The following is a 25,343-nucleotide window of genomic DNA, read 5'->3' as shown; positions in this document are numbered from 1 at the left end:
TCGTTTGTCGCCGGACGGCCGAGGCTTGAATTAGGAGCAGATTTCATTTATGCCCTTGCATAGCAAGCCGCAGCGCCTTCGGGATACGCTGCGCTCTTCCGCCTGAGATAAACGCCACACGTACACGCGCCGTGACCAAGAGATCCTCTGCGCGCCTGCATTCCTGCAGTAAGGTAATTGACGCGCCTCTCACCTCTTGCGGGAGAGTAACGACGTCAAGCACGTCGTCCAAGACTGCCGGCCTTAGAAAGTCGATTGTCATCGACCGGACTACAAAGGCAAAGCCGGGCGCATCGTTCCGCGCCTCTTGGAGCAGCGCGTGCTGACTCGTTCCGAGCAGGCGCAAGTAATTCGTCCTGCCGCGTTCCATGAAGCGTATAAAATTCGCGTGATACACAATTTTGCCGGAATCCGTATCTTCGAAATAGACGCGGACCTGCATCTGATGGCGTCCATCGCGAATTTCGCCGTCAAGAGAGGCTGTCACAGTGCGATTTCCCTTGTTGGGTTTTCGAGAACTCGTTCTCTTGCACGGACGCGCCTTTCCAAGCAATCATCAAAATCTTAGGCATTGCAGCGCCCTCTCGTTCGCGCTGTGCGCATCGGGCGGGCAAGCGCCGAAGCGGTTCTCGCCCGCAGTGTTGGTACGTTGTTCGATATGATATCTGGAAGGTTAGGGCAGGTCCGATAGCAGTCAGCTGCTTTGGCCTCGTCTCCCGCAGCGGGGCAGATGACGGCTCCGATGGTTGCCAGGAGTTGGCAGAGGATTTGCGTCGCAGGCGCGCGCAAGCAGTTAGATCCATCCGGTCCCAGAGTCGCACGCCAGTGGGTCGGTGCGACTCCGACGTGCCTTGCGTCCGATTCAATGACGTTCGTCGTGTAATGACTGCGAAAACGGCATCGCCAAGCTATGAACCGGATGAATCGGATGTCTCGCCCCCTCAGACACAAGTATTTCTACTCCGCTTTGCTTAGCAAATTCCCTCCGGCCTACGATTACCTTCGCAGCGACGCGCTCGCGCCCGACATTCGAAGAATCTCATTTTCATTCACGACTGCAACAGTCAACATGAATAGACTCGCCATTGCCAATTGAGACTTCCATGAGCGCTGCAGGAGCAAAAGTCATCCGTCGCCCTGTCATGACTCTTGTCAGGTCATGGCGCTTGCCGACTGAGGCTGCTGCCGGATGGCGATCCGCATCGGGCGAAAGCCGAATGCAGGGGCTTCGATCGAGCCTCCGAACGGAGCACGCGAACGCCGCACGTGATCCCTGTCGCCTATCCATAGCGCGCGCTAGAAATTTACGGTAGCTTGTGAAGGCTTCGCTGTAATGCGTACCCGAATCCGATCGCCTCGGGGCCAAAAGGCGATCATGCGACCGCTTGATCCTTCTCACCTGCAAAGTTGGGACAATCCCAACAATGAGGAAATTTGGCTTGAGCTGGCGCGTGCCATTGGACGGCAGCTTGCGCGGGATGAACAAGGCGTTTCGGGGCAGTCGATAGAGGAACGGGATGGCGACACCATCACAAAAAAAGAGGGCCGCGATATACGCCCGCTACTCGAGCGACATGCAAAAAGTGACCTCGATTGATGGTCAGCTATTACTCTGCCGGAAGGTCGCCGCACGCAATAGCCTTGATGTCGTTGGTGAATTTGTCGACGCTGCAAAGTCTGGCCTTACCGAAGACAAGCGCGATGGCTATCAGCGTTTGCTCGAAGGTGTGCGAAAGCAAGACTTCGACGTGATCATCGTCGAGCATTTCGACCGCTTGTCGCGCGACCCCGCCACAATCCAGCGGCTCAAGCAGGTGTTTGAGTTCAACCGCGTCGAGCTGATGGATCAGAAAGGCGTTTATGCGACGGCGACTGACATCAGCATCGCAAGTCTCTACAATACGATCTACAAGCCACAGCTCGCCGACAAGGTTCGGCGCGGGCACGATAACGCTGTCAGCAACGGAAGAATTCCCGGCTCATACGCCTATGGTTATCGGCCAAGGTCGGGCGCGCCTGGCGAGCGGATGATCGATGAGAGCGAAGCGAAGATCGTGCGCCGTATCTTCATTGAGTATACGTCGGGCCGTTCAACGCGAGATATCGCCGCCGATCTCACTCGCGAAGGCGTTCCCTCGCCTGGGGCCACTCGTCATAAGAACAAGGCAGGTCGTACCACCTGGAATCATCAGTGCATCACTGGCGGCCGCCATGGTCGCGGCATTATCGGCAACGAACTGTATATCGGCGAAATACATTGGAATGTTCGCTCAACAATTCTCAATCCGGAAACGCAGAAGAAGCAGAAGCGCCGCAATCCGGAAGAACGCCACATCATCGTCAAAAACGCCGATCTGCGGATCGTTCCCCAAACCCTCTGGGATAGAGCGCAGAAGGTTCGCAGTGAGCGCGCTATCCACATGTTCGGACCGACCGGCAAGCCGCGGCGCCGACCCGTGGTCCCGCGCAACAACGAGCATCCGCTTGCAGGAGTGCTTCGGTGCGGCGTTTGCTATGGCCATATGCGAATCGCTCAGTCCTCCCGGAATGGCGGACCACGCGCCGCATGCGCCAACGCGCATCAGCGAAGCACCTGCGAGCATACCCGCAGCTTTGATATGGACGCTCTACTGAACGATGTTGCGGAAAAAATGGAAGTAAGATTGCTTTCTCCGAAAGCCATGGAAGAGGCGATGCGTGCCTGGAAGGAGGAGCGCAAGAGCGATCAGCAAAAGAACAGCGAACGCTCTAACCTAGAGCGTCGGTGCCATGTGCTGAACACTGAGATCGAACGCTTGTCATATGCGATCGCGAACAGCCGTCGCAAGCCGGATGAGTTAGTCAAGCGGATAGATGAATGTGACGCGGAGCGGGAAACTGTCGAGGAGCGCCTGCGGTTGCTCCGCAACGGTGGCGAAAACGTGATCCCGTTCGATCATCCGAGGTTTGGTGACCGATATTGTTCGGAGGCAAAGAGACTGGTCACCGCGCTCAAGACAAATCCGAAGGCGATCGAGACCCGTGTCGCTTTCCGTAACCTGCTCGACTGCATTATAGTGCATCCGGTGCGCAAGCGGATGCCCTACGAGTACACCCCGTACTTGAACGCCGCAGCCCTTTTCAGCCCGCAGCTTTTCCCAGAAAACTGTCCCAAAACAGGGAACATCAGCACGTTTATCTGTTACGACAACGTCCAGTCTGAGAAATCCGTGTCCTCGTAATAGACGCGGACCTGCATGCGGTGGCGGCCGTCGCGGATCTCGCCGTCGAGATGAGACATCGGCGTACTCATTGGATATCGGCAGCCAATTTCAACGACCGAGCTGCCGCAAGCAATCGCTTGTCACGTGTCCAGATTGTTGCCTCGACTGTCAACATCGTCGATGCGAGCAAGTGGGCATCGACACACCCAATGCCCAATCCGGACAACTTTCGCTTAACGATAAACTCTAAGACTTCGCTATTGCTGGCGATCGTCGCCTTAGGGAGGAGGTTCAGTTCATCAAGCATGTCAGAAGCCTTCGACACGCGCCCCAGGAGCAATTCGCCGATCACGAACGGATGAATAACGATGTCACCGTGATCGAGGAGGCCAGCAAGCCGTCCATCCGTGCGGCGGAAGTGGTCGATCCAGATCGACGTGTCCGCCAGGACTTTCACTTGGGCCGGCGGCGCGGCGGAGCCTTGGCGTTGGGTTCGGTACCTCCCATCCGCGCGAGACGGCGTGCGGCCTCCCGTTCAACGAAGGCTATCAAGGCTTCCCTAACGACGGCTGCCTTTTCGCTGACGCCAGCAAATTCCTGCGCCTTGGCAAAAAGCTCGTCGTCTATCGCGATCGTCGTTCTCATGGGGCACCTCTACATCGAATATAGCATCATTTGATGCAGAATTCCATGCCTTAGATCACCACCGGCCCCCGCCCCAGCGTCACCTCGACGATCTCCGGCGGCACGCCGACGCGGACCGGCATAAGGCTGCAACCGAGGCCGCCGGAAACGATGAGGTCGCATTTGAGCCGGAAGTGACCATAGGCGAGCCGCAGGCCATGCTGCCGCGAAACTGCCGGCGACCAGCCGAGCAGGCGGATCTGGCCGCCATGGGTGTGGCCGGACAGTTGCAGCGCGACGCGGGCGGGCACGCGCGGCGCGATATTGGGCTCATGCGCGAGCAGGATGATCGGCGCATCGTCGGTGGCCTTGGCAAGCGTCGCGTCGAGATCGTCAGCGCCGAAGCGCCCCGTGCTCCGGAGGCGGCGCGCCGGCAGAAAGGCGAGCTGATCGCCGAGGCCAGCGAGCCAGAACGCGCGGCCGTCCTTGGCGAGCCGCACGACGTCGTTCTCGTAGACAGGAATGCCGGCCGCCTCCAGCGCGCGATGCGCGACCGTCGGCCCGTGCCCCACCTGCTGCACGGTCCTGTCCGCCCAATAATCATGATTGCCCATGACGGCATGGACGCCGAGCGGCGCTTTCAGACCGGCCAGCACCTTGGCCCATTCGTTCGCCGGAATGATGCGCGTGACCTGATGCAAGCCGGCGACATAGTCGCCGAGCAGCACGATGATATCCGCGTTCAGTGCGTTGGTGCGCTCGACGATGGAATCGATCCGCTCCAGCGACATCCAGGGATCGCAGGCATGGATGTCGGCGATCACGGCGATCTTCAGCGGAAAGTCCGCGGGCCATTGCCGCGGCGTCGGATGATAGCGGGTGACACGAAGCCGCAGGACCGGCTCGACGCCGACGCCATAGGCCGCGGTCGATACGCCGAGGGCGGACAGGCCGCCGATGGAACGGAAGAAATGACGGCGCGTGATCATGGCAGCCCGATCGTGATGCGGCTTCTTGATGCGATCCTATTGGAGCGGAAATGGGGTGGGTTTGTGCAGACCCTCTGCACGAGATCACCGGAAATTCATGACGGCGCGAGCAGTCTGCAGTTGCGTAGATCAGTCGTCGCTCTCGTCGGTGCCGAACAGGCCGATCTGTGCCGCCGCATCGCGCGAGGGCTCGCTGATGCCGAGATGGCGGAAGGCGTGCGAGGTGAGCAGGCGGCCGCGCGGGGTCCGCTGCAGATAGCCACACTGGATCAGATAAGGCTCGATGATGTCTTCGATCGCATCGCGCGGCTCCGACAGAGCGGCGGCCATCGTCTCGACGCCGACCGGGCCGCCGCCATAGTTCTGCGCGATGGTCGTGAGGTAACGGCGGTCCATGGCATCGAGGCCGGCGGCGTCAACCTCGAGCGCGCTCAGCGCGTGGTCGGCAATCTTGCGATCGATCCTGTCGGCATCGGCCGCCGAAGCAAAATCGCGCACGCGGCGTAACAGCCGGCCGGCGATACGCGGCGTGCCACGCGCGCGTCGCGCGATCTCGTTGGCGCCATCCGCGCTCATGCCGACGTTGAGCACGCGGGCACCACGGGTGACGATGCTCTCAAGCTCCTCGATGGTGTAGAAATTCAACCGGACCGGAATGCCGAAGCGGTCCCGCAAGGGATTGGTGAGCAGGCCGGCGCGCGTGGTGGCGCCGACGAGGGTGAATTTCGACAGCTCGATCTTGACCGAACGCGCCGCCGGGCCCTCGCCGATGATGAGGTCGAGCTGGAAATCCTCCATCGCGGGATAGAGCACTTCTTCCACCGCCGGGCTCAGGCGATGGATCTCGTCGATGAACAGCACATCGCGCTCTTCGAGATTTGTGAGGAGTGCTGCGAGATCGCCGGCCTTGGCGATCACCGGGCCTGATGTGGCGCGAAAGCCGACGCCGAGCTCCTTGGCCACGATCTGCGCCAGCGTGGTCTTGCCGAGGCCCGGCGGGCCGACGAACAGCACGTGATCGAGCGCCTCGCCGCGCTTGCGCGCCGCCTCGATGAAGATGGACAGATTCTTGCGCGCCTGCTGCTGGCCGACGAAGTCGGACAGCGATTGCGGGCGCAGCGCAGTGTCGCCGACATCATCGCTGCGGCGCTCGGGCGTGACCATGCGAGGGGGAGTGCTCATGCGGGCAGGATAACACGATGCAGTGGTTTCGCGAGCCACCAGCACAGGCTCGCCGGGATGACAGCGACGATGGCGAGCATGGCGGAAAGCTTGAGCGCCTCAGGCGCGGAACGGACACTCGGCAAGATCACCGCCGAGGTTTCGGAGGGCACAACGAACATGCCAAACCCGACGAATCCGGCGGCGGCCACGGCCGCGGCGAGCCACGCCATCCAGATCATGTTGAGGTCGGCGTAGACCGCAGCCAGCGCGAAGATCAAGCCGGCGGCGACTGCAGGAAGGAACGAGGCGAGAACCGTGGCGATGGCCAGCAGCACGATCGCGATCGAAACCAGGGTGCGCAGTGCTTCCAGCTCGACGAGCGCAAGAAACATCTGCAGCACCGCGGCCCCGAGCGTCGCCACCATCACCGAAACCAGCGTGGCGACCGTCAGCGGCCCCACAACGGAGAAGATCACGACGATGCCGGCCACGCGCGAAAGGCGGCGAAAAAGACCGGCGACGGGATTGGCGCTGGCCGCATTCACTTCGACAGCTCCTTCAGGCCCAGCCGGATGAGCTGCGCGGTCTCGGCGCTCTCGCCCGCGCTGCGCGAGGCCGATGCGATGGCGGCTGCAGCCTGCGGCTGGCCATAGCCGAGATTGACCAGCGCGGAGATCGCATCCGCCACCGGCCGCGGGGCGCGCTGGTCATCGACAGCGCCGGCGAGGTGCACGACCGCCGGATCGACATTGGAGAAGGCCGGCGCCTTGTCCTTCAATTCGGTGACGATGCGCTCGGCGACCTTGGGACCGACGCCGGGCGTGCGCGCCACCGCGGCCTTGTCGCGCAACGCGATGGCGTTGGCGAGGTCGGACGGCTGCAGCGTGCCGAGCACGGCGAGCGCGACCTTGGCGCCGACGCCCTGCACGGTCTGGAGCAGGCGAAACCATTCGCGCTCCTGGTCGCTGCGGAAGCCGAACAGTTTGATCTGATCCTCGCGAACATAGGTCTCGATCGACAGCACGGCGGCCTCGCCCGGCGAGGGCAGATGCTGCAGCGTGCGCGTCGAGCAATGCACCTGATAACCGACACCGCCAACATCAAGGATGACGAAATCCTCGCCGTAGGAATCGATCAGGCCCTTGAGCTTGCCGATCATAAGCCTGCCACCTTCAGCCGCAGTGCGGTGCTCTGGCGATGATGGGCGTGGGTGATGGCGATGGCGAGCGCGTCGGCGGCGTCCGCGGACGGCGGATCGGCCTTGGGCAGCAAAATCTTGAGCATCATCGCGATCTGCTGCTTGTCGGCGTGGCCGGCGCCGACCACCGTCTTTTTCACCTGGTTCGGCGCGTATTCGGCAACACTGATGCCGAACATCGCGGGCGCGAGCATGGCGACGCCGCGGGCCTGGCCGAGCTTCAGCGTCGCGACGCCGTCCTTGTTGACGAAAGTCTGCTCGACCGCGGCCTCCATCGGCTTGTGACCGGACAGGACGGCGGCGAGCCCCTCATGGATCGCGAGCAGCCGGCTCGCCAACGGCAAATCGTCCGGCGGTTCTACCGAGCCGCAGGCGACGTAGATCAGGCGGTTGCCCTCGGCCTCGATCACGCCCCAACCGGTACGGCGCAAGCCAGGGTCGATGCCGATGATGCGAACGGGGCCACGAATCGGGAGCGTCGTCATGGGCCAGTGATAGCGGCTGGCTGCCGTGGGGGAAACAGAAACAGAACGGAAGTAACAGGGGAAGTGGCCCCTACCCGCCCATCTTCGCCAGCAGCGCGTCCGACACCTCGAAATTGGCGTAGACGTGCTGGACGTCGTCGTGCTCGTTCAGCAGGTCTATCAGCTTGAGCAGCTTCTCGCCGGTCTCGTCGTCGACCGCGACCGTGTTCTGCGGCTTCCAGATCAGCGCGGCCTTGCGCGGCTCGCCGAACTTGGCCTCCAGCGCCTTGGCGACGTCGCGATAGCCTTCGGTCGAGGCGTAGATCTCGTGGCCGCCTTCGCTCGAGATCACGTCGTCGGCGCCGGCCTCGATCGCGGCATCCAGCACGGCATCGTCGGAGGCGACGCTGCGGTCGTATTCGACGATGCCGGTGCGATCGAACATGAAGGACACCGAGCCGGTTTCACCGAGATTGCCGCCGGACTTGGTGAAGAAGGAGCGGATGTCGGAAGCCGCGCGGTTACGGTTGTCGGTCAGCGCCTCGACGATAACGGCAACGCCGCCGGGGCCGTAACCCTCGTAGCGGATTTCGTCGTAATTCTCGCCGTCATTGCCGAGCGCCTTCTTTACGGCGCGCTCGATATTGTCCTTCGGCATGTTCTCCTGGCGCGCCGCGGTGATGGCCGCACGCAGGCGCGGGTTCATGTTGGGGTCGGGCGTCCCCAGCTTGGCCGCGACGGTGATTTCCCGCGCCAGCTTGCCGAACAGTTTCGACTTCTGGGCATCCTGCCGCCCCTTGCGGTGCATGATGTTCTTGAATTGGGAATGTCCGGCCATGCGTGATCTTCTCTAGGGGAATCGTGCGCCAAGGTGAGCGTGGGAAGCGCGGCCTTATAGGCCGCCACCCCACTGGAAAGAAAGAGGCTCTACGACTTTAAGGTAACACCGTACGGGCCCGTGCCTAGATGTCAGGCATCGTTAACCCTGATTTCATTCCAGCTTGCGAAAATAGCGCCCGACCGTCCCCCGACAAGAGAGAGCTGATGGCGTTCGGACTATTTCGGAAGCGTCTGCCGGACATGGCTGCAACTGCGGCCGCCCCGCAGGCTGCGCAGCCGGCGGCCCATTCCGAGTCTGCCGTGGCCGTCGAAAGCGATTCGGCCAAAGAAATCCTGGAACTGCTGGAACTCGAGCTGGGCGCGATGATTCGCCAGCTCGAGCGCGCCGCCAATTCGGTGGCCGGCGGTGCCGAGGCGACCGCCACGACGCTTGCCGCCATTCGCGACCGTACCGACGCCCTGACCGGCCGGACCAACGCCGCGCAATCGAACGCCTCCACCTTCGCCCATGCCGCCGACAAATTCACCCAGTCGGCGCTGGGCATCGGGGCCCAGGTTCGCGAGGCCGGCAAGCTCGCCGACGAGGCCAGCGCCGCGGCACAGGAAGCCCGCGCCAATGTCGATCGCTTGCGCGAATCCTCGGCCGCCATCGGCAACGTCGTCAATCTGATCGCACAGATCGCACGGCAGACGACGCTGCTCGCGCTCAACTCGACCATCGAGGCCGCGCGCGCGGGCGCTGCGGGAAGAGGCTTTGCGGTCGTCGCCACCGAGGTCAAGGCACTCGCGGTGCAGACCCAGGGCGCGACGGAGGAGATCACCAAAAAGATCGACGCGCTGCAGCGCGACGCCGCCGGCTCCGCGGATGCGGTGCACCGCATCTCGCAGGCGATCGAGGCCATCCGCCCGGTCTTCGAGACCGTCAACGGCGCGGTCGCCGAACAGAACGCCACCACCAGCGAAGTCTCCGGCAACGCGACAAGCGCGTCGGAGTTCATCATCTCGGTCGGCGAAAGCGCGGCCGAGATCGATGCCGCGACCAAGGCGGCCGAGAGCCACGGCGAGAACGTCGCCAGCGCAGGCAAGGCCGTGACCGCCTTCGCACAGAAATTGAAATCGCGCTGCGCCGTGCTGCTGCGCCAGAGCGAGCACGACGACCGCCGCAAGACCGAACGGCTGCCCTGCCATCTCAAGCTCGAAACCGCCCGCGGGGTGCTGCCGGTCTACGAGATAGCGATGGACGGCGTGCTGATCGGCGGCGCGGACGCGGGCCGCCTTGCATCGCAAGCCCTGATCGAAGGCACCCTCGAAGGCGTCGGCGCCTGCCGCCTGCGCGTAGTCGAGCAATCCAAGGCTGGCGCCCGCGCGCAATTCGTTAGTCCCAATGCCGAGCTCCGCGAGAAGATCGAGGACAGGCTCTGGTCGATCCACGAGGAAAATACGGAGTTCGTCACCCGCGCCATGGAGGCCGGTAACGCGCTGACCGGAATCTTCGAGCAGGCGGTTGCCCGCGGCGAGGTGAAGATCGACGAGCTCTTCGACACCGATTATGTCGAGATCGCCGGAACCAATCCACAGCAGTACCGCACCAAATATCTCGACTGGGCCGACCGCGCGCTGCCGGCGTTCCAGGAAGCCTTTTTGGCAAAGGACCCGCGCCTGGCGTTCTGCGCCATGGTCGATCGCAACGGGTTCCTGCCGGTGCACAACAGAATCTACTCGCATCCGCAGCGGCCGGGCGATGCCGCCTGGAACACGGCCAATAGCCGCAACCGGCGGATGTTCAACGATCCGGCGGGGTTGGCCGCCGCGCGCAACCTGCGCTCGTATCTGGTGCAGAGCTATGCGCGCGACATGGGCAACGGCAATACGGTGATGATGCGCGAGATCGACGTTCCGATCCGCGTGCAGGGCCGGCACTGGGGCGGATTCAGGACGGCCTACAAGCTCTAGTGCGCGCTCAGGCAAGACGCCAACGCGCGAATCACCTCTTAAGACCGGAATTGGAATGGGAATGCCGCGGAGAGCCGGCGAACGGCTCTGACTGGAGGACTCTCAAGACATGTCCGTCGTACAACTTGCAGTACTGGACACCGGCTCCAACCGAACACTTTCCGAACGGCTGATCGATCAGCTCGCCGACCGCATCGGCGGCCTCGGCGTGGAACTCGCTGACATCGCCGGCAACGTCCAGGAAGTCGCAAGCCGCGTCGCGAACCAGTCGGAGCGGTTCCATCACCTCCAGGAAACCGCCGAGACGATGGTCTCGGCCAATCACGACATCGCCAATGCGTCGCAGGCGGTGCAGACGACCACGTCAGCGGCGGTCGGCGAGATCGCGCAGTCGCGCGGCGCGGTCGATGCCGCGGTCAGCCATATCTCCGAGCTCGTCGCGGCGGTGGAGCGGATCGAGGCGCGGCTCAGCGCCGTCGGCTCCGCGCTGGCGCAGGTGGCAAAAGTGTCCGGCTCGATCGAGGCGATCGCGAAGCAGACCAACCTGCTCGCGCTCAACGCCACCATCGAGGCGGCACGCGCCGGTAATGCCGGCCGCGGCTTCGCGGTGGTCGCAAGCGAGGTCAAGAACCTCGCGGAAGCCACCCGCCAGGCCACACACCAGATCTCCGACACCGTGCGCGATCTCGACGGCCAGATCGAAGGCCTGATCGGCGAGAGCAGCGACGCCTCGCAGCGCGCGAAGACGGCCGGCGAAGGCGCCCAGCGGATCTCCGGCATCATCTCGCGGGTCCAGCAGGGCTTCGCCTCCGTGGAGGCGGAGATCGGCAGCGTCACGCGCGCGGCGACCTCCAATCTCGGACATTGCGACACCGTCATCAGCGAGCTCAACGAGCTCGCCAAGGGCGTCGACCTCTCCTCGCGCGATCTCAAGAACGCCGATCAGCGCGTGACCAAACTGCTCGACACGTCCGAAGGCCTGATCGCGCTGATCGCCGACAGCGGCGTCGAGACGTCGGATGCGCCGCTGATCCGAATCGTGGTCGAGACCGCCAAGCGGATCTCCGACGAGTTCGAAGCCGCCATCGGCCGCGGCGAGATCACGCTCGACCAGTTCATGGACGAGAATTACCGGGAAATCCCCGGCACCGATCCCAAGCAGTACAATACCAACTACGTCGACTTCACCGACCGCGTGCTGCCCGCGATCCAGGATCCGATCCAGAAATCCGATTCCCGCATCGTGTTCTGCGTCGCCTGGGCCAAGGGCGGCTATCTGCCAACGCACAACCCGAACTACCGTCTGCCGCAGGGCAAGGATCCGGTCTGGAATAATGCCAATTGCCGCAACCGCCGCCTGTTCACCGATCGCGCGGTGCAGAAGGTCGCCGCCAACACCAAGCCGTTCTTGCTGCAGACCTATCGCCGCGACATGGGCGGCGGTCAGTTCGTGCTGATGAAGGACCTGTCCTCACCGATCATGATCCGCGGCAAGCACTGGGGCGCCTTCCGGATGGGCTTTCGGCAGAGCTGAGGACCGCTCCAGCGGCCCTTGGGTCAAAAAAACCTGAAAAACAACCCCATGCACAGTAGCCGGGGCGAGCGGAATCAATGGCTTAAGTGCCCGATAAATCCGTGGGCTTAGGCGCTCGCAAAGCGGTTGCGCCGTCGGGCAAAACAGGTGCATACTGCTATTATTCCGAAATCTTCAGCCCCTCTTCTCCCCTTCCGAGAGAAGCCGATTTCGATAGGCCGCGCGCTGTACGGCCTTCCGGGCCTACGCTGAGGTGGCCCGGTAGCTGTGCTTGGCAATGAACGGACTACTTCTTTTGCTCGGTGGTCGTCGTGGCGGCCGGGGTGCCGTCGCGAGCGTCCCGTCGCTCGTCGCGTCCCGTACGCCGTGCTTGCCGCCGCTCCGTGCGGCCGGCGCGGCGCTCCTGCCGCCGCTCTGTTCGCCCGCTGCGCCGCTCCTGGCGGCGTTCCGTACCCGACTTAGGCGCGTCCGCTGGCGGCGTAGTAGGCGCGGCGGCTGGCGCGGTGGTTTGAGCAACAGCCTCTGAGGCCGCAAAAATTGAGGACGAAGCCACAAGCCCAAACACCCCTGCGTATCCAAGGAAGGTGAGTGCGTTGCGACGACAGACCTGTTTCGGCTCCGAACGTTCATTCATGTTCAGGCTCCCGGTTGCTGCCCCGTCAGAGCATGTCACCAGCGTCCGTGGCCTAGCTATTGATCTGGATCAACTTGTTTCGGTGCTTCAAGCCACGTTGGGATTTCGGTCGATGGGATCGACACTCTCGGAAAGTGAGGGATGATAGTCCCTGCAGTGACGATCAGTCCGTCGTTGAATTTGGTTCGCGCAAAATCCTTGGCTGCTGCTTCGCTTTCAAACGTGTTGGTTAGGCGCGGATGTCGCCGTCGTGACAATGTGCCGTCCGGCGGCACTTCAAAAGTGACGTACCAAGTGTGTTTCATGCCGTAATGCCGCCCTGGCGGTACCGGTGGCCTATCCCCGCCAGACCAAGAAAAGCCGCCACCGGGACGAAACGATGACGGCTATCTTGCTGGCTTGCGAAACCGGCCTTTACCGCCCGGCTCCAACGCGATTGACGCCACCATTCGCATTGCCACCGGCGTTGTGGCGGACGGCGGCGCGCGCCACCGGGCGCGGCCTGAGCACGACGCCTGCCCGGGCAACGCAACCCGCCGGATATTCTACGTACTGGCAGTAAATCACCGCCTTGGCTGGGGTTGGACTAAGCGACAGGGTTGCAAGCCCAAGCAGGCCGCTGGCGGCAATGCCCGCGACCGTCGCTGACTTGATCGAAAGAAGCTTCCTCGGATGCATGGCGGACCTCCCTCTTCGCACTTGCGTCACCGAAAGGTGACGGAAGCCGCCTCAGGTGCGGCTGAACATAGCGTAGGCGTGGCAGTGCGCGGGTTCGATTGATCTACATCAACCTCACGCGCACAGTGAGCCGCAATCTCGCGAGCGGGGCTCAATGAATTCATGGAAGGGTTCCATCATGCTCCGCTATATTCTCGCTCCTCTTGCCGCTTTCGTTTTGCTCATCGTCTGCTTGATCCCCGATGACGCCGAGGCTCGGCGCGGCGGAGGTGCCTATCGGGGCGGCGGCGGTTACCGCGGCGGTGCGGTCGCGGTTCGAGGACCGCGGGGCGGCGGCGCTGTTGCAGTGCGCGGCGCAGGCTACCGTGGCTACGGCTATCGTGGCGGCTATCGCGGCTACGGCTATCGAGGCTACGGTGTAGGAGCGGCAGCGGTCGGCGCGGCTGCCCTTGGCACTGCTGCGTACCGCCGCAGTTGCTACGATGCTTACGGGAACTATATTTGCGCCTATTAATCCGTGGCGACGCGGCGATAGCGCAACTTGGCCCTCTGTGCGCGCAAGCAAGCGCTGGCGGTGACCGTCCGACGATGGCGACCCTGCGCCATCCGTCTGCAGGTACTCTGGGCGACGTGGCGTATCGCGGGGACCGCGCGACGCCCCGCTATGAAATCTTGCGGACTGTTCGTGTCAGAATTGCCCCGTAGTTTCCCTTGTCTCCGCTTGTTGATAATCTGATCGAGCGGATACGGTACTCCACTTGGATCGGGGCTCGGAGTGCGATGCTTTTCTGGCTGTCTCGCTCATGGCGAACCTGTCGCGTGCGGAGCTTCACCGCTGCGTTGACCATCGCATTGTTGATCGCGACGACAGGCCAAAGTGCGGCAGCTGATCCACAGGCAAAGCGAGTACTGATGCTCCATTCATTCGGTCTGAGGTTCAGACCTTGGACTGATTATTCGGAAGCCCTTCGCGCCGAGCTAAGCCGACGGGCATCCATTGAATTTCAAGACCAATCCCTGCTGAATGCCCGGCGAAGCAGCGACAAGTCAGACGCCCCCTTTGTCGAGTATCTTCGTTCCCTCAATATAGACCAGCCGCCCGACCTGATCGTCGCGATCGGTGCGCCTGCCGCCAATTTCGTGCAGGCGCACCGCAAGGACCTCTTTCCAACTACGCCGATGCTGTACACTCTGGTAGAGCGACGCCGCGTGGACTTCGATAAATTGACCAAGTACGACACCGTCGTGGCAATCACGAACGACGATGCTGTTTTCTTTGAAAATATCCTGCAGGTCCTACCTCAAACGACTACGATTGCCATCGTAGTCGGTGCTTCGCCGAGCGAAACTTGGTGGCGTAACGAGGTCGGCAAGTCCACCGCGCGCTTCGCGGATCGTGTCCAGTTTCGATGGTATAATGAACTTTCCTTCGAAGACATGCTCAAGGATGCGGCCAACCTTCCGCCGCACAGTGCGATTTTCTGGATCGGATTGAATGTCGATGCGGCGGGAGTGGCGCATGAGGGTAACACTGCGTTTACCCGATTTTACAGCGTAGCCAATGCACCCATCTTTTTTCACGACGAAAGTTTTTTTGGAGAGGGCATCGTCGGTGGACCAATGCAGGTCGTCGCCAGACAAAGCAAGCAGGCGGCGGAAGTCGCGCTTCGCATCCTTAACGGCGAAAATGTTGCCGATATCAAGCCGACCTTTGTCCAGCTGGCCCCGCCTATGTTTGACTGGCGACAACTGCAGCGCTGGGGAATTTCCCAAAGCAGACTGCCGCCTGACAGCACGGTTTACTTCCGGGAGCCCACGTTGTGGGAGCGATATTGGTTGCAAATCGCGTTCACCATCGCGCTTGTCCTCGTGCAAGCGGGAATGATCGCACTTTTGCTGTTTGAGCACCGTCGTCGTCAATTCGCCGAAGTGCAGTCGCGACAGCGCATGACTGAACTGGCCCACGTCAACCGCTTCGCGACCGCTGGCGAACTGACCGCCTCAATTGCTCACGAGATCAACCAGCCGCTTGGGTCTATTCTGACGAACGCCGAAACCGCAGCCGCGATCCTGCAATCGCAGCGTCCCGATATCGCTGCACTTTCCGATGTTGTTGAACTCAGGGAAATTGTGAACGATATTTTACAGGATGACCGGCGTGCCACCGAGGTCATTCGCAGGATGCGCAGCTTGCTAAAAAAGGCGCCGTTCGAATTGAAGCAACTGGACCTCAACGAGGTAGCGCAAGAGACGGTCAGATTTCTTTCGGCGCTAACCGTCAGCCGAAAATTCGAAATGGTCAACGTGATCACGTCCGATGCGCTACCGATCCTCGGCGACCGCATTCAGCTTCAACAAGTCATTTTGAACCTTGTACTGAACGGGGTCGAGGCTATGAAGGACACGTCTCACGAAAGCCGCACTATCAGCATCCGGACTGCGCGCGCCGATCAGTTTGCCGAGCTATCCGTATCAGATCGCGGACCCGGCATTCCAGAAGACAAATTGAAACAGGTTTTCGAGCCGTTTTACACCAGCAAAGCGGAAGGCATGGGCATGGGCTTGTCCATTGCGCGCACCATTATCGAAGCGCACAACGGATTCATATCAGCGAGTAATCGGGAGCACGGCGGTGCCTCGTTCACGATCAGGCTCCCCTTTGTCGGTTGATCCACAACGGCGCCCATACGCGGACAGAGACCCCTCACCCGAGTGAGCCTGCGTCTACCGGCGTCGCTGTCCTCTCTCACAAGGGGAGAGGGCACAACAATGAGTTGCTGCAATTGATCGCGTCAGAAGTCCGCGTCGCCGTCTGACTTCCACAATCGCACGACTTTCGTCATCGCATGATTTTGCGCATTCGCACGATCATCTGCGGCGATCAACGGCGCATGTGAAGCAAAAGCGTCAAAACATGACGATTATCATATCAATTAGCCCAAAATCACTGCAGCGACCGCCGCACAAATTCGTGAACGTCATGGCCTGACCCGCTCGCTGCGCAAATATGCATTGCCGGAAATGTCGACGCTTCATCGTTTCGCATCGATATGATTATTGTGCGCGCAAATTCGCTGACTAGATCGCCGTAAGCGATCGCGCGAGCAAGGGGATGCATATGGCAACTGTTCTCACCATCAATGGCGAAACGAAATCGTTCGACGCGCCACCTGACATGCCGCTGCTGTGGGTCCTGCGTGACGTCCTTGGGATGACGGGCACCAAGTTCGGCTGCGGCATCGCTCAGTGCGGCGCCTGCACGGTGCACGTCGATGGCAAGGCAGTACGCTCCTGCGTCTTGCCGGTCAGCGCGGTCGCGAACCGCGCCATCACCACGATCGAGCATGTCGGCAGCACACCGGCCGGCGCAAAGGTGCAGAAGGCCTGGCTCGATGCCGAAGTGATCCAGTGCGGCTATTGCCAGTCCGGTCAGATCATGGCGGCCGCGGCACTGCTGGCGGCAACGCCCAGCCCGGACGATTCCGACATCGACGCCGCGATGGCCGGCAACATCTGCCGCTGCGGCACTTATGTGCGGATCCGCGAGGCCATCAAGCTGGCCGCCTCCGGCCGTCAGTCGTGAGGTCCGCCATGATCACCGACAAGACTTTTCCTGCCGTTTCCCGCCGCTCAGCTCTAACTGGCGGTCTCGCCACCGGCTTCCTGCTCGCCTTCCACCTGCCGCTGCGCGCCGCCGTCAACGAGCCGGAGCAGCCGCGCGACACCACTGACGGCAAGTTCGCGCCGAACGCCTTTATCCGAATCGAGGAGACCGGCCGCACCGTGCTCCTGATGCCGCAGGTCGAGATGGGCCAGGGCGTCTATACCTCGATTTCGATGATCCTGGCCGAAGAGCTCGATGCCGATTGGGCAAAGGTCGCGGTGCTGCACGCGCCGCCCAACGACCAGCTCTACGCCAATCCCGCCTTTGGCCTGCAGGCGACCGGCGGTTCGACCTCGATCCGTGCCTGGTGGAAACCCTTGCGCTCGGCCGGCGCCAGCGCGCGAGCGATGCTGGTGCAGGCCGCAGCGACGCAATGGCAGGTCGAGCCCGCAAGCTGCACGACGTCGAAAGGCGAGGTCGTGCATGCCGCAAGTGGCCGCAAGCTCGGCTATGGCGAACTGGCACTGGCCGCACAGGGCCAGTCGCCGCCGAAAGACGTGCCGCTTAGGGATCCCAAGGATTTCGTGATCATCGGCCAGCCCTTGAAGCGGCTCGACACGCCGGACAAGGTCAACGGCAAGGCCGTCTACGGCATCGACGCGATCCTGCCCGGCATGAAGATCGCCGCGATCGCCAATTGCCCGGTCTTTGGCGGCAAGGTCGGCAAGGTCGACGACAGCGCGGCGGTGAAAATCCCGGGGGTGCGCAAAATCGTGGTGCTCGAGGACACGGTCGCCGTGATCGGCGATCACATGTGGGCCGCGAAGAAGGGCCTCGATGCGCTCAAGATCGAGTGGAACGAGGGACCGAACGCGAAGCTCAGCACAAAGGATATCTGGCAGCATCTGCGCGCCGCCAGCGAGAAGGACGGCGTGGTCGCGAAATCGGTCGGCGACATCGCCAAGGGCCTCGCAAGCGGCGACAGGTTCGAGGCGAGCTTCGAACTGCCGTTCCTTGCGCATGCCTCGATGGAGCCGATCAACGCCACCGTTCACGTCAGGCCTGAAGCCTGCGAGATCTGGACCGGCACGCAGATCATGACGCGCGTGCAGTCGGAGGCGGCGAAGGCCGCGGGCCTCCCGGTCGACAAGGTGATCGTCAACCAGCATCTGCTCGGTGGCGGCTTCGGCCGCAAGCTCGAGCCGGACATGGTGGTGGCCGCCGTGAAGATCGCAAAACAGGTCGACTATCCGGTCAAGGTGATATGGACCCGTGAGGAGGACATCCAGCACGACGTCTACCGCCCGGTCTATCGCGACCAGGTCACGGCATCGCTGGTCGACGGCAAGGTCGCGGCCTGGAAGTACAAGGTCGCCGGCTCAGCCGTGCTGGCGCGCTGGCTGCCGCCGGCGTTCCAGAAGGGTATCGACATCGACGCCGTCGATGCCGCCGTGGATGCGCCCTACGACTTCGCCAACTTCCATGTCGAATATGTCCGCGCCGAACCGCCGGCGGTGCCCACCGGCTTCTGGCGCGGGGTCGGTCCGAACAACAACGTGTTCGCGGTCGAATGCGCGATGGACGAGCTCGCGCGCAAGGCCGGCAAGGATCCGGTCGAATTCCGCCGCGCGATGCTGACCAAGAATCCGCGCATGCTCGCGGTGCTCAATCTCGCCGCCGAGAAATCCGGCTGGGGCCAACCGCTGCCCCCGCGCGTCGGTCGCGGCGTCTGCGTGCAGCCGTCATTTGCGAGCTTCCTCGCCACCGTGGTCGAAGCGGAGATCGACGATATCGGCGAGATCACGCTCCGCCGCATCGTCTCGGTGGTGGACACCGGCATCGCGGTCAACCCCGACACGGTGAAAGCGCAGATCGAGGGCGGCCTGGTGTTCGGCCTCACCGCCGCGCTCTACGGCGAGATCACCATCGAGAAGGGCCGCGTGCAGCAGTCGAATTTCCACGACTATCGCATGATGCGCATCAACGAGATGCCGAAGATCGAGGTCGTCGTGGTCAAGAGCGGCGAGGCGCCCGGCGGCATCGGCGAGGCCGGCGTCAATGCCGGACCGCCGGCGCTGCGCAACGCCATTTACGCGGCAACCGGCGTCGCGCTGCGGCGCCTGCCGATCGATCGGAAACTGCTGGCTGCGGGGAAAAAGGCATGAGCGGCAAGATGCGTATCCTCACTGGCATCGTCGTGATCGCAACTGTCGTGGCGGCGCTCGCCGTCTGGATCATCCGCGGCCCCGGTCCGCTCGACTTCGCCGGCGGCACCAAGGTGGCGCTGGCGGATTACCGCGCCGGCAAGCCGGCCGGCGTGCCGGCGAAGTTCGAAAAGGCGAGCCTGGTCGAACGCGGCGAATATCTCGCAAAGGCGGCCGACTGCATGGTGTGCCACACCAAGCCCGGCGAGAAGGACTATTCCGGCGGGCTCGGTTTCAAGCTGCCGTTCGGCACGCTCTATTCCACCAACATCACGCCGGACAAGGACACCGGCATCGGCAATTACAGCGACCAGGATTTTCTCAACGCCGTCCAGCGCGGCAAGCGCCATGATGGCGCCCGGCTCTATCCGGCGATGCCCTACACGTCCTACACCTATATGACGGACGAGGACGTGCTGGCGGTGAAGGCCTATCTGTTCAGCCTGCCGGCGGTGCGCGCGAAGCCGCCGGAGAACACGCTGTCGTTCCCGTTCAACCAGCGCTGGGCGATGACTGTCTGGTCGGCCGTGTTCAATCCCGACACGCGCTTTGCGCCCGATACGTCGAAGAGCCCGGAGTGGAATCGCGGCGCGTATCTCGTGGAGGCGCTGGCACATTGCGGCGAATGCCATACGCCGCGCAATCTCGGCTTTGCGCTGGACAACCGCAAGAAATTTGCAGGCGCGATCACGGCCGGCTGGCGCGCCTTCAACATCTCCTCCGACAAGGCCACTGGTCTCGGCAGCTGGCGCGACGAGGACCTGATCTCCTATCTGTCGCTCGGCCATGCGCCGGGCCACGGCTCGGCGTCGGGTCCGATGGGTGAAGCGGTCGACCACAGTTTCAGCCAGTTCGCGCCTGAGGACATAAGCAGCATCGTCGCTTATTTGCGCAGCGTGCCGCCGCAGCCCTCGCCCGACCTGCCCGCAACCATCGCACCCATTGCGCCCGCCTCGCACAAGGACGGCGTTACGGCGGACGCGCGCGGCAAGAAAATGTTCGCCAGCGCCTGCGCCAGCTGTCACGGCTGGAGCGGCGAGAGCCCGGTCTCGCCGATGGCGACGCTGACCGGCACCTGGGCCGTCAACGACCCCGCCGCCACCAACGTGGCGCAGATTGTGCTGTCCGGCACCAAGCGCCACACGCCCGACGGCGCGCTGTCGATGCCGGCGTTCGGTGACGCGTATAGCGACGACGAGATCGCGGCGGTGGCGAACTATGTCACGGCGCGGTTCGGGACGAAGGGGTCCAAGCTGACCGCGAAGGATGTGGCGGGGTTGAGGGAGCAGACGGCGGAGTAGGCCCCATTGTCGTCCTGGCGAAAGCCAGGACCCATTACCCCAACTGTCTGTTTGGCGCGATGCCCTCGACCGCGAGCCTGCCCATTACCACGGCCGGTGGTAATGGGTCCTGGCTTTCGCCAGGACGACACTGAGTGTGTGGCGAGCTACGCGAGAACTCAGCTCAACCAGAATTTCGGCGTCGCCGGCTCCAGCCGGCCGCCCGCGCGCACCGGTGCAATCCGCAGTGCGAGCCCTGTCGCGTCATCGGTCTCCACGGCGACGCCGCTGAGCGTCGCCGCGCCCGCCGCCGGCTCGAAGCGGCCTGACGGGATTCCGGAGGTGAACCTCCGCAGCGGCTCTTCCTTCTGCATGCCGATGATGGAATCGTAGTCGCCGGTCATGCCGGCATCGGTCATGTAGGCGGTGCCGCCTGACAGGATCTGGTGGTCGGCGGTCGGCACATGGGTGTGGGTGCCGACGACGAGGCTGGCGCGGCCGTCGCAGAAGAAGCCGATGCCCTGCTTCTCGCTGCTCGCCTCGCAATGGAAGTCGACGACGATGGCGTCCGCGGCGATGCCGAGCGGGCAGGCGCCGAGCTCGCGCTCCAGCGCTGCGAAGGGATCGTCGAACGGGGTCATGAAGACGCGGCCCAAAGCGTTGACGACGAGCGCATGCTTGCCGTTCTTGGTCTCGACCAATGCGGCGCCGCGGCCGGGCGTACCGCGCGGATAGTTCGCCGGCCGCACCAAACGCTCGGCGCGCTCGATGAATACGAGTGCTTCGCGCTGGTCCCATGAGTGATTGCCGAGCGTCACCGCGTCGGCGCCGGCATCGAGAAACTCCTGATAGATCGCTTCCGTGATGCCGAAGCCGCCGGCGGAATTCTCGCCGTTGACGACGACGAAATCGAGCGACCAGTCCTTGACCATGCCGGGCAGATATTCGGCGATGGCATTGCGCCCGGCACGGCCGACGACATCACCCACGAAGAGAATGCGCAACTTCAGAACTCCGGAAATCGAATACGTCGGATTCCGTTAGCACATAATCCAGCGCGACGTCGTGGGATAGTGCCGGAACCGCCTTGATCTCCTGCGCTGCAAAAGCGAGCCCGATGCCGACGATGGTCTTGGCTTTTCGCAGATGCGCGAAGGTGTGGTCGTAGTGCCCCGCGCCATAACCGATGCGATGGCCGAGACGATCGAAGGCAGCGAGCGGCGTCAGCATGATGTCGGGAATGACTTCAGCGGCCCCAGGCGACGGCTCGGGAATGCCGAGCGGGCCGAGCATCAGGCGATCGTTCGGATTGAAGATGCGGAAGATCAGCGACTGGCCGCGCGCGGTGACGCAAGGCAGCGCGAGCCTGGCACCCTGCTCTGCGAGCGTCTTCAGTAGCGGCATCGGATCGATCTCGCTGCGGATCGGCGAATAGCCTGATACGATGCTGCCAGGCAGGAGCTGGAACGGCAGCCCGCGCTTGGCGAGATTGGCGGCGGCGGCGGTGCGTTTCTTTTCGCTCAGCGCATCGCGCGCCGCGAGGGCTTTGGCACGGAGTTCGGCTTTGGTGTTGGTCATGCGCGTTTGCTCCGAAGGCGAAGTCTTGCTCCGCTGTCATCGCCCGCCTTGTGCGCCCTTGCGCACTGGGGCGGGCGATCCAGTATTCCAGAGACGCCAGTAATCAAATTTCGACGCCGCGGCGTACTGGATGCCCCGGTCAAGCCGGGGCATGACAACCTGTTGAATTGGCCGCAGTCGTTTCAACAGGCACAAACCAAGCAAACAAAAGTGCGAAGCCGCGAACGCCGTTGAAGCACTCGATCCCGGAGTTCCCTACGAAAGTAGGTGGGCACCATATGTCCGAGCCCACGGGCCCGGCCAGGGACAGTTCCCTAAAGGATCGATAAGGCCCCGGGGATAATGGCTCCTGACGCGCGTCGCAGCCCCGCTCGGGCAATGTAACAACGATGCTGACGAATCGCCAGCCCGGTGAAGGGTCAACCGATGGCGATCCCGTTGCCGACGGTCCGGTTCAGGACCTGGGTCGATTTCTCGATGCGCTCGGCCGCGGAGTTCAGTGCGTTCACGACCGCGGTCTGGGTCAAACGGGCGCGCTCGACGGCGGCGTTGCGGAAATCCCGCAACTCGGTCAGCTCCTGCTCCATGGTGCGGATGCGATTGCCGGCATCGACCAATTCGTCGCAGACGGTCAGCGCCGCCATCACGGTGAGCCTGGCATCACCGATCTCGCCGAACTTTCCGCGCAGCGACTGAATCCGCGTCTCCAGGCTTTCGGCGAGCTTGAGCAGCCGCACCTCCTGGCCCTCCTCGCAGGCCATGCGGTATTGCCGGCCGTTGATGGTGACGTTGATGTGGCTCATCCGTCCTCTCCGGTATCGAGCACCGAACGTATCGTGACGATCGCGGAATCCAGCCGATCAGAGATCTCGCGGCTGGAGCGCTCGAGCTTGCGCGCCTTCACCAGCGCGCCGTCGAGCTCGTCGGCAAGCCGCGAGCGGTCCGCGCCCAATGCCTGAATCCGCGCCGCGAGCTCGTTCTCGTCGCGATCGGCATCGCGCCGCCGCTCCACCGCGCTTTCGAGCGAGTCGAGCGCCGCCATGAGCCTGCGGGTCGCGATCTCGATCTCGACGGCCGAGGACTCGGTCATGGCAGAGCTGTTGGATACGCGATCGTTCATGCAGTCAGCGGCGGAACCTGTGGCCTATCCCCGGGGGCTTGCCGTCCGGCAAAAGACTCGGTTCGGCAAGCGGTTAGAAGCAGAAATTTACGTGGCAAGCTAGCCAAGCGCAACGCCGCCACGAAACTATGCACTGCTAAGCAACTTTTGCGGCCAAACCGGCGTTTGATTGCCTTGGCCTGTCGGAACCGAGATGCTATCCCAGCCGCGACCCCAGCGGCCGAAAGGCTCCTTCCGGCGCGGCCAAATCCAGCCACAAGCGCCTCATTTCAGACGGATTTTCAGACATGACGCAGGTCGATCACAACCGTATGGCCAATGCGATCCGCGGCCTTGCCATGGACGGCGTCGAGAAGGCGAAATCGGGTCATCCGGGCCTGCCGATGGGCGCCGCCGACATGGCGACCGTGCTGTTCACGCAATTCCTGAAATTCGACGTCGCCGCGCTGGACTGGCCGGACCGGGACCGCTTCGTGCTCTCGGCCGGGCACGGCTCGATGCTGATCTATTCGCTGCTGTATCTGATCGGCAGCCCCGAGATGACGATGGACCAGCTCAAGAATTTCCGCCAGCTGGGCTCGCTGACACCCGGACATCCCGAGCACGGCCACACCAAGGGCATCGAGACCACCACCGGTCCGCTCGGCCAGGGCATTTCCACCGCTGTCGGCATGGCGCTCGCCGAGAAGATGCTCGCCGCCGAGTTCGGCAAGAAGATCGTCGATCACCATACCTATGTGATCGCTTCCGACGGCGATTTGATGGAAGGCGTGTCGCAGGAAGCGATCGCGTTGGCCGGGCACTGGAAGCTCAACAAGCTGATCGTGCTCTACGACGACAACGGCATCTCGATCGACGGCCCGACCTCGCTTTCCGATTCCGTGGACCAGGTGAAGCGGTTCAAGGCGTGCGGCTGGGCGGCCGAGAAGATCGACGGTCATGACCAGGCTGCGATATCAGCCGCGATCACGCGCGCTCAGAAATCAAACAAGCCGACGCTGATCGCCTGCCGCACCACCATCGGCTTCGGCGCGCCGCACAAGGCCGGCACCAACAAGGTGCACGGCGAAGCGCTCGGTGCCGACGAACTCAAGGCCGCCAAGGAAAATCTCGGCATTTCGCTGGAGCCGTTCTCGGTGCCCGACGACGTGCTGAAGGCCTGGCGCGGGGCCGGCAGCCGTGGCGCGGCGGCACGACAGGAATGGGAGGCAAGGCTCGGCGAACTCGGCAGCCGCAAGCGCGCCGAGTTCGAGCGACGGCTCCGTCACGAGCGCCCGGCCGCGCTCGCGAAGGCGTTCAAAGGCTACAAGAAGGAGCTCTTGGAAAAGCCGATGAATGCGGCGACCCGCAAATCCTCCGAAGCCGTGATCGAAGTGATTGCCGGCGCGATGCCGATGGAATTTCTGGCGGGCTCGGCCGACCTCACCGGCTCGAACAACAACAAGGCGAAGTCGGCAACCGCGTTCTCGGCCAAGACGCCGAAGGGCCGCTTCATCCACTACGGCATCCGCGAGCACGGCATGTGCGCGGCGATGAACGGCATCTTCCTGCACGGCGGTTTTGCGCCGAACGGCGCGACCTTCCTGGTGTTCACCGATTATGCGCGGCCGGCAATGCGGCTCGCCGCGTTGATGGGGACCGGGGTCGTTTATGTGATGACCCATGATTCTATCGGCCTCGGGGAGGACGGCCCGACCCACCAGCCGGTCGAGCATCTCTCGGCACTTCGCGCCATTCCCAACATGCGCGTGTTCCGCCCGTGCGATTCCATCGAGGTTGCCGAGTGCTGGGAGCTCGCGCTCAACCGCATCGACGGCCCGACGGTGCTGGCGCTGACCCGTCAGAACCTGCCGCAGCTGCGCACCACCGCACCGAACGAGAGCCCCTGCCGGTTTGGTGCCTACGAGCTGGTGGCCGCCCAGGGCGAAGCCAAGGCGACGCTGTTCGCCTCCGGCTCCGAAGTGGAGATGGCCGTGGCCGCCCAGAAGCAGCTCGCCGAGCGCGGCATTCCGACCCGGGTGGTTTCGGTTCCCTCGCTCGAGCTCCTGTTAGCGCAACCAAAGGAGCGCCGCGACGAGATCATCGGCAACGCCCCCATCAAGGTCGCGATCGAGGCCGCCGTGCGCTGGGGCTGGGACGCCGTGATCGGCCAGGATGGCGAATTTATCGGCATGCACTCGTTCGGCGCCAGCGCCCCTCTCAACAAGGTATTCCAGCACTTTGGCATTACCGCCGAGGCCGCGGTTAACGCCGTTCTGAAACGCGTTTCCTGAGAG

The 25,343-nt window shown here is 63.1% G+C and carries 25 protein-coding genes, 1 other RNA gene and 1 pseudogene; 10 read left to right on the top strand and 17 right to left on the bottom strand.

The window, feature by feature from the left end:
• Window positions 1-43: 43 nt before the first annotated feature.
• Complete coding sequence (locus tag ABIB91_RS05860) at window positions 44-487, bottom strand: YbgC/FadM family acyl-CoA thioesterase (RefSeq protein WP_354159332.1); 444 nt, start codon at window positions 485-487, stop codon at window positions 44-46.
• Window positions 488-1,375: 888 nt separating this feature from the next.
• Here ABIB91_RS05860 and ABIB91_RS05855 point away from each other — a divergent pair.
• Both ABIB91_RS05855 and ABIB91_RS05850 read left to right on the top strand, forming a co-directional pair.
• On the top strand, window positions 1,376-1,597 hold the full coding sequence (locus ABIB91_RS05855) for a hypothetical protein (protein WP_279683519.1): 222 nt from the start codon (window positions 1,376-1,378) through the stop codon (window positions 1,595-1,597).
• Window positions 1,575-3,221: a recombinase family protein gene (locus tag ABIB91_RS05850; RefSeq protein WP_354128646.1), complete on the top strand. Its 1,647-nt coding sequence runs from the start codon at window positions 1,575-1,577 to the stop codon at window positions 3,219-3,221. Before ABIB91_RS05855 ends, ABIB91_RS05850 begins: the two co-directional genes overlap by 23 nt.
• On the opposite strand, the pseudogene ABIB91_RS05845 reads toward ABIB91_RS05850, so the two are convergent.
• The 9 genes and pseudogenes from ABIB91_RS05845 to ABIB91_RS05805 form a co-directional block, all read right to left on the bottom strand.
• A pseudogene (locus ABIB91_RS05845) lies at window positions 3,200-3,292 on the bottom strand (4-hydroxybenzoyl-CoA thioesterase); the annotation flags it as partial. The gene ABIB91_RS05850 and the pseudogene ABIB91_RS05845 sit on opposite strands and share 22 nt — an antisense overlap.
• Window positions 3,289-3,660 (bottom strand): type II toxin-antitoxin system VapC family toxin, encoded by a 372-nt coding sequence (locus ABIB91_RS05840; RefSeq protein ID WP_007599975.1) that lies wholly within the window; start codon window positions 3,658-3,660, stop codon window positions 3,289-3,291. The pseudogene ABIB91_RS05845 and the gene ABIB91_RS05840, both read right to left, overlap by 4 nt.
• Window positions 3,657-3,848 (bottom strand): type II toxin-antitoxin system VapB family antitoxin, encoded by a 192-nt coding sequence (locus ABIB91_RS05835; RefSeq protein WP_007599974.1) that lies wholly within the window; start codon window positions 3,846-3,848, stop codon window positions 3,657-3,659. The genes ABIB91_RS05840 and ABIB91_RS05835 overlap by 4 nt, the downstream gene beginning before the upstream one ends.
• A gap of 50 nt (window positions 3,849-3,898) precedes the next feature.
• Complete coding sequence (locus tag ABIB91_RS05830) at window positions 3,899-4,816, bottom strand: metallophosphoesterase (protein WP_354159335.1); 918 nt, start codon at window positions 4,814-4,816, stop codon at window positions 3,899-3,901.
• A gap of 129 nt (window positions 4,817-4,945) precedes the next feature.
• Window positions 4,946-5,998 carry a Holliday junction branch migration DNA helicase RuvB gene (gene ruvB, locus ABIB91_RS05825; RefSeq protein ID WP_354159337.1) on the bottom strand — a complete coding sequence of 351 codons (1,053 nt, stop codon included), beginning with the start codon at window positions 5,996-5,998 and terminating at the stop codon, window positions 4,946-4,948.
• Window positions 5,995-6,471 (bottom strand): hypothetical protein, encoded by a 477-nt coding sequence (locus ABIB91_RS05820; RefSeq protein WP_354159339.1) that lies wholly within the window; start codon window positions 6,469-6,471, stop codon window positions 5,995-5,997. Before ABIB91_RS05820 ends, ruvB begins: the two co-directional genes overlap by 4 nt.
• Window positions 6,472-6,521: 50 nt before the next feature.
• Window positions 6,522-7,139, bottom strand: a complete 618-nt coding sequence (gene ruvA, locus ABIB91_RS05815; protein ID WP_354159341.1) for a Holliday junction branch migration protein RuvA — start codon at window positions 7,137-7,139, stop codon at window positions 6,522-6,524.
• Window positions 7,136-7,663 carry a crossover junction endodeoxyribonuclease RuvC gene (gene ruvC, locus ABIB91_RS05810; RefSeq protein ID WP_007599969.1) on the bottom strand — a complete coding sequence of 176 codons (528 nt, stop codon included), beginning with the start codon at window positions 7,661-7,663 and terminating at the stop codon, window positions 7,136-7,138. Before ruvC ends, ruvA begins: the two co-directional genes overlap by 4 nt.
• Window positions 7,664-7,733: 70 nt before the next feature.
• Window positions 7,734-8,480 carry a YebC/PmpR family DNA-binding transcriptional regulator gene (locus ABIB91_RS05805; protein WP_007599968.1) on the bottom strand — a complete coding sequence of 249 codons (747 nt, stop codon included), beginning with the start codon at window positions 8,478-8,480 and terminating at the stop codon, window positions 7,734-7,736.
• A 206-nt stretch (window positions 8,481-8,686) separates the two neighbouring features.
• Between ABIB91_RS05805 and ABIB91_RS05800 the strand changes: the two genes are divergently transcribed.
• The gene (locus ABIB91_RS05800; protein WP_354159344.1) at window positions 8,687-10,435 is read left to right on the top strand and encodes a methyl-accepting chemotaxis protein; all 1,749 of its coding nucleotides are present in this window, start codon (window positions 8,687-8,689) and stop codon (window positions 10,433-10,435) included.
• Window positions 10,436-10,544: 109 nt separating this feature from the next.
• Window positions 10,545-11,969, top strand: a complete 1,425-nt coding sequence (locus tag ABIB91_RS05795; protein WP_354159346.1) for a methyl-accepting chemotaxis protein — start codon at window positions 10,545-10,547, stop codon at window positions 11,967-11,969.
• A 690-nt stretch (window positions 11,970-12,659) separates the two neighbouring features.
• On the opposite strand, the gene ABIB91_RS05790 is transcribed toward ABIB91_RS05795, so the two are convergent.
• A complete protein-coding gene (locus ABIB91_RS05790; protein ID WP_007599964.1) occupies window positions 12,660-12,908 on the bottom strand; it encodes a hypothetical protein in 249 nt (82 codons plus the stop codon).
• A gap of 109 nt (window positions 12,909-13,017) precedes the next feature.
• The gene (locus ABIB91_RS05785; RefSeq protein ID WP_007599963.1) at window positions 13,018-13,281 is read right to left on the bottom strand and encodes a hypothetical protein; all 264 of its coding nucleotides are present in this window, start codon (window positions 13,279-13,281) and stop codon (window positions 13,018-13,020) included.
• A gap of 178 nt (window positions 13,282-13,459) precedes the next feature.
• On the opposite strand from ABIB91_RS05785, the gene ABIB91_RS05780 reads away from it, so the two are divergent.
• The 5 genes from ABIB91_RS05780 to ABIB91_RS05760 all read left to right on the top strand — a co-directional run bounded on the left by ABIB91_RS05780 (window position 13,460) and on the right by ABIB91_RS05760 (window position 20,390).
• Window positions 13,460-13,795, top strand: coding sequence for a hypothetical protein (locus tag ABIB91_RS05780; protein ID WP_245285968.1), 336 nt, complete (start codon window positions 13,460-13,462; stop codon window positions 13,793-13,795).
• Between the two features lie 266 nt (window positions 13,796-14,061).
• Window positions 14,062-15,951, top strand: a complete 1,890-nt coding sequence (locus tag ABIB91_RS05775) for a sensor histidine kinase (protein ID WP_354159349.1) — start codon at window positions 14,062-14,064, stop codon at window positions 15,949-15,951.
• Window positions 15,952-16,399: 448 nt separating this feature from the next.
• Window positions 16,400-16,864 (top strand): (2Fe-2S)-binding protein, encoded by a 465-nt coding sequence (locus tag ABIB91_RS05770; protein ID WP_354159351.1) that lies wholly within the window; start codon window positions 16,400-16,402, stop codon window positions 16,862-16,864.
• Window positions 16,865-16,872: 8 nt separating this feature from the next.
• Window positions 16,873-19,050: a xanthine dehydrogenase family protein molybdopterin-binding subunit gene (locus ABIB91_RS05765; protein WP_354159353.1), complete on the top strand. Its 2,178-nt coding sequence runs from the start codon at window positions 16,873-16,875 to the stop codon at window positions 19,048-19,050.
• Complete coding sequence (locus ABIB91_RS05760; RefSeq protein WP_354159355.1) at window positions 19,047-20,390, top strand: c-type cytochrome; 1,344 nt, start codon at window positions 19,047-19,049, stop codon at window positions 20,388-20,390. Before ABIB91_RS05765 ends, ABIB91_RS05760 begins: the two co-directional genes overlap by 4 nt.
• A gap of 158 nt (window positions 20,391-20,548) precedes the next feature.
• Here ABIB91_RS05760 and ABIB91_RS05755 read toward each other — a convergent pair whose 3' ends face one another.
• The 5 genes from ABIB91_RS05755 to ABIB91_RS05735 form a co-directional block, all read right to left on the bottom strand.
• On the bottom strand, window positions 20,549-21,373 hold the full coding sequence (locus ABIB91_RS05755) for a TIGR00282 family metallophosphoesterase (RefSeq protein ID WP_007599952.1): 825 nt from the start codon (window positions 21,371-21,373) through the stop codon (window positions 20,549-20,551).
• The gene (locus tag ABIB91_RS05750; protein ID WP_354159357.1) at window positions 21,351-21,947 is read right to left on the bottom strand and encodes a 5-formyltetrahydrofolate cyclo-ligase; all 597 of its coding nucleotides are present in this window, start codon (window positions 21,945-21,947) and stop codon (window positions 21,351-21,353) included. Before ABIB91_RS05750 ends, ABIB91_RS05755 begins: the two co-directional genes overlap by 23 nt.
• 211 nt (window positions 21,948-22,158) lie before the next feature.
• A non-coding RNA gene (ssrS, locus tag ABIB91_RS05745) (6S RNA) lies at window positions 22,159-22,318 on the bottom strand.
• A 48-nt stretch (window positions 22,319-22,366) separates the two neighbouring features.
• Window positions 22,367-22,750: a cell division protein ZapA gene (locus ABIB91_RS05740; protein ID WP_007599950.1), complete on the bottom strand. Its 384-nt coding sequence runs from the start codon at window positions 22,748-22,750 to the stop codon at window positions 22,367-22,369.
• Complete coding sequence (locus ABIB91_RS05735; protein WP_026232773.1) at window positions 22,747-23,067, bottom strand: DUF4164 domain-containing protein; 321 nt, start codon at window positions 23,065-23,067, stop codon at window positions 22,747-22,749. The genes ABIB91_RS05740 and ABIB91_RS05735 overlap by 4 nt, the downstream gene beginning before the upstream one ends.
• Before the next feature lie 287 nt (window positions 23,068-23,354).
• Between ABIB91_RS05735 and tkt the strand changes: the two genes are divergently transcribed.
• The gene (gene tkt, locus ABIB91_RS05730; protein WP_354159360.1) at window positions 23,355-25,340 is read left to right on the top strand and encodes a transketolase; all 1,986 of its coding nucleotides are present in this window, start codon (window positions 23,355-23,357) and stop codon (window positions 25,338-25,340) included.
• Window positions 25,341-25,343: the final 3 nt, after the last annotated feature.

This window comes from Bradyrhizobium sp. JR4.3, assembly GCF_040547695.1.
Lineage (GTDB): Bacteria > Pseudomonadota > Alphaproteobacteria > Rhizobiales > Xanthobacteraceae > Bradyrhizobium > Bradyrhizobium canariense.
This window is presented reverse-complemented; position numbering and strand designations above follow the sequence as displayed.